Origin of the sequence: Paucibacter soli (genome assembly GCF_037482845.1) — a bacterium.
Classification (GTDB): domain Bacteria; phylum Pseudomonadota; class Gammaproteobacteria; order Burkholderiales; family Burkholderiaceae_C; genus Paucibacter_B; species Paucibacter_B soli.
In genome coordinates this window covers 1-5,085 of record NZ_JBBHJW010000020.1, presented here as the reverse complement: position 1 = coordinate 5,085, position 5,085 = coordinate 1, and the positions used below count along the sequence as shown (strand labels likewise).

Genomic DNA, 5,085 nt, shown 5'->3' with positions numbered 1-5,085 from the left:
GCTGATTGCGAGATCGTGGTGGCGACCCAGCAATTGGGTGCGACCTGCCGCCGCGTTAGCCTTGCCATCCGCGGTAGCCGTGCTGACGGCTCGGTGCGGTCCATGGCGTCGATGATCTCGAAGTTCGGTGACGCGTTGACCAAACTGATGGACACCGAGTGCCAGACCGACGACGAGGACCAGCCCAGGGCGCAGTGACAAGTAGGTCAGACGAACCCACCTCAGCTTCGCCACGCCCAGCCTGCAGCAGGGCCGCAGGCTGCCAGCAGGACCAGGAACAGTGCTCCCCGAGGGTTGGCATGGAAGGTCGTGGCCAAGCGGCATAGAACGTCGGTGACGGCGTGAATTGGTTTCATACGGTGGGATTGCTTCGGACGAAATGTTGCCGCGTCATGGGAAACCTGCCAGTCGAACCGGCAAGCTTCATCATCAAACTGGACGATGCATTGGCTATACGGCCTGGCACACTCATCAAACTGCTAGCGAGTTGCACCCTCTCGCCTGCCCAGGGTGTGCCTTTAGGAGGTGAAGAATGAAGGCAATCTTCGGAATCGCTGCGCTTACTGCGCTGCTTGTGTTCACAACTGGCGAAGCGAACGCAAAGGAGGTTCGCTGCAAGTGTGGTGACAAAGAGTTCACGGGGAACTGTCCCGACAACAAAGACGCCAAATGCGACTGCAAGGACCTCAAGGTCGTGTGCACCGATAAGAAGTACCCGGGCGCGGATGAAGCCTGTGAGGCAAGAGTTGACTCAGAGCCAAAGATGACGAAGGCATGATCTGAGCGCTGGGCATACGACTGATCTTTCTGTTCGGTGCAGGCGCTCGACGGCGAGGGGGCATTCGGTTAACGCGGAAACTCACTGCCGCCACGCCCATAGACCCGCAACGCCGCAGCCGGCCAGGAGTACCAGGATCAGGGCACCCTGAGGGTTGGACTGGAAGGTCACGGTCATTCGACAGACGGCAGTGGCCAGGGCGTCGATGTGCTTCATTTTCGTGGGTCAAGTCGAGTGGTGATGCCGTCATCCTCTGCGTCTTGCTGGCGGCCTGCAAGCGCGGGCGCCGTCTATGGACGCCGCAGTCGCTTGACAGCACCGAGGCAAGCATGCTCTGCATGCCTCACCGCAAAACTGTATGAAAATACAGTTCATGTCCTCGAATGAATACTGGTGCCTTCGCGTCCGCCGCGATGGCGCCCCCATGCCGCGTGCCTGTGGTCGCGATGGGCAGGCGCCGATGGTGAGGAACTGCTGTCCTTTGCGGCGATCACGGATGATCCGCCGGAGGAGGTTTCGGCGGCAGGGCATGACCGCTGCATTGTTCCGATCAAGGCCTCGAACATCGACGCATGGCTTCGCCCTGAGCGTGGCGACCTGGCCGGGCTCTACGCCATCTTGGATGACCGCGAGCGGCCCTACTACGAGCACCGGATGGCAGCGTAGACGCGCCATGCTTGCATTGCAGCGTGTAACGTCTCGCGCTACACTTGACAGGTGATTAAGTCCTTTGCCCACAAGGGCCTCGAAAAATTCTTCCTCACCGGGTCCAAGGCGGGCATCCAGCCGGCGCATGCCAGCAAGCTCGGACGCCAGCTGGCCCAGCTCAACCAGGCCGCCGGCCCGCGGGATATGAACGTGCCCGGCTGGAAGCTGCACGAGTTGCAAGACGATATGGCCGGCCATTGGTCTGTCTGGGTCAATGGCAACTGGCGCCTGACATTTCGGTTTGAGGATGGCGATGCGGTTCTGGTCAATTACCAGGACTACCACTGATGGAGATCAGCATGAAGATGTTCAATCCGCCGCACCCTGGCGAGACGCTGCGCGACGATGTGCTGCCTGCCCTGGGCCTGTCCGTGACGGATGCTGCGGACGCGCTGGGCGTGTCGCGCGCGGCACTGTCGCGGGTCATCAACTGCCGTGCCGCCGTGTCGCCCGAAATGGCGCTTCGGTTGGAGCGTTGGCTGGGCGCCGAGCATGGCGGCAGTGCCGATGTGTGGATGCGGATGCAGGTTGCTCACGACCTGGCGCAGGCGGAGAAGGTCGCGAAGGCTGTGATCCGCAGGATCAAGCCGCTGTCGCCGGCATCCTTCGAGTCGATCGCCGCCTGACCGGCGCGGATCTGGGCAACACCGAACAAGGATGAGAATTGAGCGGGACTGAAGTATTTCTGGCAGGGCTTCCCGGGTCCGATGACAGGCGCGGCTACAAGCACGAGGCGCGCGCGATGCAGCCTGTGCGCAAGATCGTGGTCAAGGGAGCAGTGGATCTGTACTTTCGTAGGTTCGGCACGCCGCACCTTGTGGTGGCTGGAGAAACCGAGGAGGCGCTGCGCTGCGTCAAGACGACGATCAAGGGCGACAAGCTGGTGGTCGAAAGCGAAGGGGTTGGCGTGCAGATCAACTCGGCCCACGGCAGCGTTTCAATCGGTTCGGTGAGCGGAAGCATCTTCGTCAATGGCCAGCGCATCGACGTGGGCGGTGGTCGGGTGGTGGTCGGCGTGGCCTTGCCTGAGCTTCCGGCATTGAAGATCAAGGGCAGCGGCGACGTGTCGCTGATGGATCTGCGCCAGGCAGGCCTGGAAATCGAGATAGAGGGCTCTGGCGACGTGACGGCGGACGGCCAGGTCGAGCAGCTCGATGTGAGCATCGCTGGCTCGGGCGACTTGGATGCGCGCGAGCTGATCGCGCAACGTGGGAGCCTGAGCATTGCGGGGTCGGGAGATATTTCTGCGCATGTGAGCCATGAGGTGGTGGCCCGGATCGCAGGGTCGGGCGACATCGTGGTGCGCGGCAATCCCGCATCCCGCAGCAAGCAGGTGCTCGGATCGGGCAGCGTGAAGTTCAAGTAGGCCATGGCGACGAAAACCGAACCCCGCAAGAAGCCGGCCGGCGACACCACGCGCACGGCGCGAGCAGCGACGCACCTTGAGCGCCTGCGGGAGGCCAAGGGCAAGCGCCTCCTGGTGGACCTCGATGCACCTGGCCGCGAGGCGCTGGAGATTTTGCTGAAGACTGGCTACGGCGCCTCGCAGAAGGAGGTCGTCATCAATGCTCTGCTGGATGCAGCATCCAAGGTGAAGAAAGTCGCTTGACGGCGTTTATATAAACGCTAGAATAGAGCCATCGAATCGCAACCTTGACCAGACATGAACGCAGACCAAGCCCGCCAGATCGCCCATCGCGTTAGCGCTCGTGTCGAGCCTGGCCGCGTGTCTGTTGCCCTCACGGTGGACTCTGGCGACGAAGCCAAGTTCGTCATGTGGACCGAGCGTAACGGCAAGATCGTGCAGAACATCCTGGACGCTGCGAGCACCAGCGAGCAGCGCCTGGAAGCGCATCTGCGCGGCTTCTGCGAGAACGCCGGCCACCACTATCAGTAAGCCAAGGAAACGAGAGCCATGACGATCATCGTTCGACGCACAACTGGCGAGGCCTTCGAGGTGTCGGCGGGGCGCCATCGCCTCATGGCGGCATTGCAGGTCTTCGGCAAGGCGGCGGTGACGGATGCCGAGACAGGCGAGACGTTTGAGGTCCACGAAGTGGAAGGCCGGATCGTCGCCCTGCAGCGGCCGGGCGAAGCCTCGGCAGAAACCGAGGCGGCACGCGCAATCGTGCACGCTGCCCGTACCTGAATCACCCAAGGAAAGAGCGCTTGCACGATAGGGATGGCAAGATGGTTGTAACCGAATACGTGCCTGCTGAAAAGCTTGGGCAGTTCCATGCGATTTTGTGTGCGACAGGTGGACGTTATCTGCGCAATCCGTTGCCGCTATGGGCGCGGGTTGAGGTGAATTACGAGCCTGGCGACTATGAGGCGCAGCGCGAGGCGTGGGCACGTTGCGTGACGCCAATCCGTGAGGTCCGACGCGATCAATGGTGGCGGGTGGTGTTGCGCCGCATAGGCGATGAGTTGAAGCGACGAGCCGATTCATCGAAATGATCAACGGGGCCGAGCCTGTGGGCTGGATTGTCATTGCCAGGCGCCATTGATTTGTTTAGTAGGCAAGTCTGTGGGCGCGCTTCCAACTCGTCGGCCCCACCTTTCAAAAGCAAGGAAAGAGCCATGAACTCGGCGAACCACTCCAACGTGCCGCTGACGGCATCAGACATGGCTGCTGCTCGACGCTTCGCTGATGGCTGCTATGACGAAAGCGTAAGGCGACCCTCAGACGCAGCGATGGCCCGGCTCGAAGCTGCTGGGGTCGTTGAGCGACTTCCTCTGGGTGGCTGGGGTGAGCTGCCGCGCCTCCGTCAATTGGGCCTTTAGTCAAGGAAAGCAGCCATGCACGCGCCCCAGACGACAGAACAGGCCCGAGCCCTCAGCGAAGAGGTGATCGCCAGATCCAAGCGCATCCTGGGCCTGGTGGACGACTATGCGGCCATCCAATCCAATGCGAACAGGACGGCGCTTCGGCGTGCCCTGTTCGATGAGTTTCACGCGGCGGCGGTGCGGGACTTGAGTGTCCCAGCTCCCGAGCTGCCCTGAGCCAAGGAAAGAGTTCGCATGAACACCTCGACCAATGACAACATTCCCTTGTTCCAGCCGAGGCTTGAAGCGGAGCCAGGAATGGGGTTGTATTACCGAGACGGACGCGTAGAGGGCGCAGTCGATGTGAACGACCAGGCTGGAGTGCGCAGCTTGTGCATCAGTGAATGGTCGAGTCTTTTCACTGGCCGCGGTTTCACCAAGGAAGCGTTGACTTGGCTGCGTGAGCAGGGGTTTTCGACTATCACGGCCAATGGTGTCGGCCTCATCGAAGAATTCGATGGCCTCTGGGCCGGTGACATCGCGACTTGCTACTGGGCGCGCATGCGCGAGCACGGGCTTGTGGATGTCCTCATTGACGACAACGGCCGGGAACTCACTGCGGGACAGATCGAGAGCATCGGACAGCCGGCAACCCAGGCCCCGCGTATGGCCACTGAATAAGTCTAGGCGCTTTGGCTTTGCGGCCTGGTTTGCTAAGCTAACTCCATAGCTGTTTGGAATCACATAGATCAATGGGCGGCGGTCAGTCGGATTGACCGGCGCGGCTAAAGCCAAGGATGCCCCGGCACGCCGCCCACCACCAACACGGAAAC

At 61.5% G+C, this 5,085-nt stretch carries 11 protein-coding genes and 1 pseudogene; all 12 read left to right on the top strand.

Annotated elements, in window-relative coordinates; all coding sequences use genetic code 11:
- Positions 1–198: hypothetical protein (locus tag WG898_RS24970; RefSeq protein ID WP_339605487.1), on the top strand; the 198-nt coding region annotated here is incomplete at its 5' end.
- A 334-nt stretch (positions 199–532) separates the two neighbouring features.
- A complete protein-coding gene (locus WG898_RS24965; protein WP_339605486.1) occupies positions 533–778 on the top strand; it encodes a hypothetical protein in 246 nt (81 codons plus the stop codon).
- Positions 779–1,201: 423 nt separating this feature from the next.
- Positions 1,202–1,444: pseudogene (locus tag WG898_RS24960) on the top strand (SOS response-associated peptidase family protein); the annotation flags it as partial.
- Positions 1,445–1,495: 51 nt separating this feature from the next.
- On the top strand, positions 1,496–1,774 hold the full coding sequence (locus WG898_RS24955) for a type II toxin-antitoxin system RelE/ParE family toxin (RefSeq protein WP_339605485.1): 279 nt from the start codon (positions 1,496–1,498) through the stop codon (positions 1,772–1,774).
- Positions 1,775–1,785: 11 nt separating this feature from the next.
- Complete coding sequence (locus WG898_RS24950; RefSeq protein WP_339605484.1) at positions 1,786–2,112, top strand: HigA family addiction module antitoxin; 327 nt, start codon at positions 1,786–1,788, stop codon at positions 2,110–2,112.
- Positions 2,113–2,150: 38 nt separating this feature from the next.
- Complete coding sequence (locus WG898_RS24945; RefSeq protein ID WP_339605483.1) at positions 2,151–2,852, top strand: GIN domain-containing protein; 702 nt, start codon at positions 2,151–2,153, stop codon at positions 2,850–2,852.
- Between the two features lie 3 nt (positions 2,853–2,855).
- Entirely contained in the window at positions 2,856–3,095 is a 240-nt protein-coding gene (locus WG898_RS24940) for a hypothetical protein (protein ID WP_339605482.1), read from the top strand.
- Between the two features lie 54 nt (positions 3,096–3,149).
- Entirely contained in the window at positions 3,150–3,383 is a 234-nt protein-coding gene (locus WG898_RS24935; RefSeq protein ID WP_339605481.1) for a hypothetical protein, read from the top strand.
- Between the two features lie 18 nt (positions 3,384–3,401).
- Positions 3,402–3,635: a hypothetical protein gene (locus tag WG898_RS24930; RefSeq protein WP_339605480.1), complete on the top strand. Its 234-nt coding sequence runs from the start codon at positions 3,402–3,404 to the stop codon at positions 3,633–3,635.
- Positions 3,636–3,676: 41 nt separating this feature from the next.
- Positions 3,677–3,943 (top strand): hypothetical protein, encoded by a 267-nt coding sequence (locus tag WG898_RS24925; protein WP_339605479.1) that lies wholly within the window; start codon positions 3,677–3,679, stop codon positions 3,941–3,943.
- Positions 3,944–4,285: 342 nt separating this feature from the next.
- The gene (locus WG898_RS24920; protein WP_339605478.1) at positions 4,286–4,489 is read left to right on the top strand and encodes a hypothetical protein; all 204 of its coding nucleotides are present in this window, start codon (positions 4,286–4,288) and stop codon (positions 4,487–4,489) included.
- An 18-nt stretch (positions 4,490–4,507) separates the two neighbouring features.
- Positions 4,508–4,933, top strand: a complete 426-nt coding sequence (locus WG898_RS24915; RefSeq protein ID WP_339605477.1) for a hypothetical protein — start codon at positions 4,508–4,510, stop codon at positions 4,931–4,933.
- Positions 4,934–5,085: the final 152 nt, after the last annotated feature.